The sequence below is a fragment of the Psychrobacter piechaudii genome (assembly GCF_900162825.1).
In the GTDB taxonomy this organism is placed as follows: Bacteria; Pseudomonadota; Gammaproteobacteria; order Pseudomonadales; family Moraxellaceae; genus Psychrobacter; species Psychrobacter piechaudii.
The window spans coordinates 1-3,793 of record NZ_FUGE01000197.1; the positions used below are offsets into that span (position 1 = coordinate 1).

General features: G+C 42.5%; 3 protein-coding genes. All 3 read left to right on the forward strand.

Annotation, left to right across the window (positions count from 1 at the left end; genetic code table 11):
- Positions 1–520: DUF2147 domain-containing protein (locus A1019T_RS10605; protein ID WP_244156638.1), on the forward strand; the 520-nt coding region annotated here is incomplete at its 5' end.
- A 498-nt stretch (positions 521–1,018) separates the two neighbouring features.
- Positions 1,019–2,095 carry an undecaprenyldiphospho-muramoylpentapeptide beta-N-acetylglucosaminyltransferase gene (gene murG, locus A1019T_RS10610; RefSeq protein WP_077451613.1) on the forward strand — a complete coding sequence of 359 codons (1,077 nt, stop codon included), beginning with the start codon at positions 1,019–1,021 and terminating at the stop codon, positions 2,093–2,095.
- Positions 2,096–2,190: 95 nt separating this feature from the next.
- Positions 2,191–3,621 carry a UDP-N-acetylmuramate--L-alanine ligase gene (gene murC / locus A1019T_RS10615; RefSeq protein WP_077451612.1) on the forward strand — a complete coding sequence of 477 codons (1,431 nt, stop codon included), beginning with the start codon at positions 2,191–2,193 and terminating at the stop codon, positions 3,619–3,621.
- Positions 3,622–3,793: the final 172 nt, after the last annotated feature.

Here is a 3,793-nt window from a genome sequence, read left to right on the forward strand (position 1 = left end):
TGGCGTCTGCATTGTATCGATACTTTGTTCTTTTATTTTCTTTGGCTTTGTAACAGTTTATAAGTTCTTTCACTATATGAAATCTTTTTCAAAATCTCTTTTATTGACAGCTGGCTTGGCTATTGGTTTTAGTGCCAGTGCTGCAGACCAATTAAATAACGCCAAGTGGACTACCTATAACGATAGCGGTAAGCCTGATGCGGTGATTCAGTTTAGTGAGAGTAATGGTAAACTTTCTGCAAAAATCGTGGAAGTTCTAGACCCTCGTGCAGCCAATAAGACGGTTTGTGATACCTGTAAAGGTAAGTTTAAAAACAAGCCTCTAACAGGAGCGACCGTACTTTGGGATCTTAAAGCAGATCCAAAAAACCCCAATAAATATGAGGGCGGTAAAGGTATTGAGCCAGAAACTGGTATGACTTTCTCGGGTAAAGCTGAGTTAAATGGTAATACCTTAAAGTTACGTGGCTATAAAGGCGTCTCTTTTATAGGTAAAACTCGTACTCTAAAACGCCGTTAGAATCAGTCCACTCAAAGCTAGATGCGCCAGATCATAGCGTAGAGTTCGGTAGTTAAGGCAAGATTTGCTATTAGTTCATTTGCTATTAATTCAGAGTTAGTTACAAAGAAATAGGTTGTTGTGGTATGTACTTTTTTACAGTAATGACTGAGCCAATAGCGAGCATAGCTATCACTGACTATTGACCAAAGATGTTACCAAGCTACGACTTGTTCGTGGCTTGATTTTTTTGTGCTATTTTTCTAGGCTTTAATCTGATGAAAATTGTCATGATATCTTTAGTAAAAGCCTTATTGTTTGTTGTACAATAAGCAGCCTTACAAAAAGCACATCATCGCCTAAGCTTATTATTTATGCTATGATTTTTTTCACCTTTGTGTAGACCTATTTTATATCAAAAATCTAGGAGATTTTGCTGTGTCTGAGACCCCTGCTGTAAACAATACGCATCAAGATAGCGTGCCTACCAAGGCCGCAAATGTTGCTCCAAACATATTGATGATGGCGGCAGGAACAGGGGGACACGTATTTCCAGCATTGGCCGTAGCAGAAGAGCTGACTAAGCGAGGCGCTATCGTGCACTGGCTTGGTACCCCACAGGGCATGGAAAATGATTTGGTTCGCCCAGTAGGCTATACGTTTCATACTATTGATATGCAAGGCTTACGCGGTAAAGGGATTGGCAGAATATTGAAAATGCCTCTTACTTTGTCTCAAGCCATGTTAGCAAGTATCAGGATTATTAAAAGAAATAACATTGATGTTGTGGTGGGCTTTGGCGGTTATGTGAGTGCGCCAGGGGGATTGGCAGCCAAAGCAACCGGCACGCCTCTTATCATTCATGAGCAAAACGCCATCGCTGGTATGAGTAATCGATACTTGGCGAAGTTGGCTACTAAAGTACTTCAAGCTTTCCCTAATACTTTCGGTGATAGCAACAGCCCAGACAATCCTAAGCTTGAAACTGTGGGTAACCCAGTGCGTGAAGCTATCTGTAATATACCTGGACCAGAGGAGCGCTATGATCTCAATGATGATAGCCCTTTAAAGCTGTTAGTTGTCGGCGGTTCGTTGGGAGCAGAGGCTTTAAATACCACAGTACCTGCCGCTTTAACACAAATAGACAAGCCGATTGCAGTCTATCATCAGTGTGGTCGCAATAACTTAGCAAGTACTCAAAACAGTTATGGCCCGGTAAACAGAGCGCTGCACGATGTTACGGTTAAACCTTTTATTGATAATATGGCCGATGCCTATTCTTGGGCTGATGTGATAGTGTGTCGAGCAGGGGCTTTGACTGTCACTGAAGTTCAAAATGTGGGTCTAGCCGCTATTTTCGTTCCCCTACCTCATGCAGTAGATGACCATCAAACCGCTAATGCACGCTCTTTGGCTATTGAAGATGCGGCTTATCTGATTCCGCAGAGTAAACTAACACCAGAGTATCTAGCACAAACCTTGTTAGACCTGGATCGGGAGAAGTGCAAAAAGATGGCTGAAAAAGGCAAAGCTTTAGCCAATCCAGGCTCTACGACCATCACGGCCGACTTTATTTGGAATCAAATCAGTAAATAAGCTGATCCTTCTTCAGTTAGCCGAAAAAAACAAAATTAGTCTGTGAACAGTCACAGCTTGAAATTCGTTTTACTTATTAGAATAAAGAGATATTTATGTCAAAGCCACATCTGCGTAAAAGATTGATTGAAATTCCTGAAATGCGTCGTATTAAATGCATTCATTTTATTGGCATTGGCGGGGCAGGGATGTGTGGTATTGCTGAGGTAATGAAAAACCAAGGCTATGAGGTAAGTGGCTCAGACATCAAAGAAAGTGCGGTCACAAAAAGATTACAGAGCTTAGGGATCAACGTCTTTATTGGCCATGATTCTAAGAATATTGCAAAGGCGGATGTCATCGTGGTGTCTTCTGCGATTGATCGTGAAAACCCTGAAATTCAAGCAGCTCTGAAAGCTCAGCTTCCGGTAGTACGTCGTGCAGATATGCTGGGTGAATTAATGCGCTATCGTCATGGTATTGCCGTTGCTGGTGCTCATGGTAAGACCACAACCACTAGTTTGTTGACCATGATGATGACTGAAGCAGGGTTAGACCCCACTTATGTAATCGGCGGTAAATTAAATGCTTCTGGTAAGAATGCTTCCTTAGGAGAGAGCCGTTATTTAATTGCAGAAGCGGATGAGTCTGATGCCTCGTTTTTAACGCTTCACCCAATGGCAGCCATTGTCACCAATATCGACCAAGATCATATGGAAACTTATGGCAATAGCTTTGATAAGCTGAAAGCTGCTTATATTCAGTTTTTACAAAATATGCCATTTTATGGTTTGGCAGTGGTCTGTGGCGATGATAAAGAGTTGTACGCCATGATCGATGATATCGGTCGCCCTGTGTTGACTTTTGGGTTTGAGCCACACAATAATGTTCAAGCTACAGATGTGCGTGTGGAAGGTACCAAGACCCACTTTACTGTATTGCGTAAAGACCATGAGCCATTACAGCTTACGTTAAATATTCCCGGTCAGCATAATGTGCTAAATGCTTTAGCGGCGATTACGATGGCAACCGATGAAGGCGTTGATGATGAAGCCATTAAACGAGCATTGGCTAAATTTGCTGGAGTAGGTCGCCGCTTTGAGCAGCAAGCTTGTGTCAAAAAAGATGACGGTGATGTGCTGTTAATTGATGATTATGGTCATCACCCTGTAGAGGTTGCGGCGACTATTAAAGCTGCTCGCGCAAGCTATCCAGAGCGCCGTTTGGTGATGTTGTTCCAGCCGCACCGTTATACCCGTACTCGCGACTGCTATGATGATTTTGTGGCTGTGCTATCACAAGTAGATGAACTGATGCTATTGGATGTTTATAGTGCGGGGGAGACGCCCATTGTTGGTGCCGATACTAAGTCCTTAGCTCGTAGTATTCGTCTGCGTGGTGAGGTAGAGCCCATGGTGATTGATAAAGAAGAATTAGCACCAGCCATGCAGCGCGTGTTAAAGGCGGGTGATATCTTAATTACTCAAGGGGCTGGTAATGTCGGTCAGCTTTGCCAAGAGTTGGCTGCCAACGATCTTTATATTTAATTTCTCTGCACACGACAAAAAAACAAAAAAGTCTGTTAAAGCAAAGGCATAATAGTAATTTTTAAGACGAATCAGACCATGCCAAACTTTAACAGACTTAGTGAAACTTTAACCCAAAACCTGAGTATGAACAAGGCAAGAATCAATTGTTTGAGCCTAATGATAATAGCCC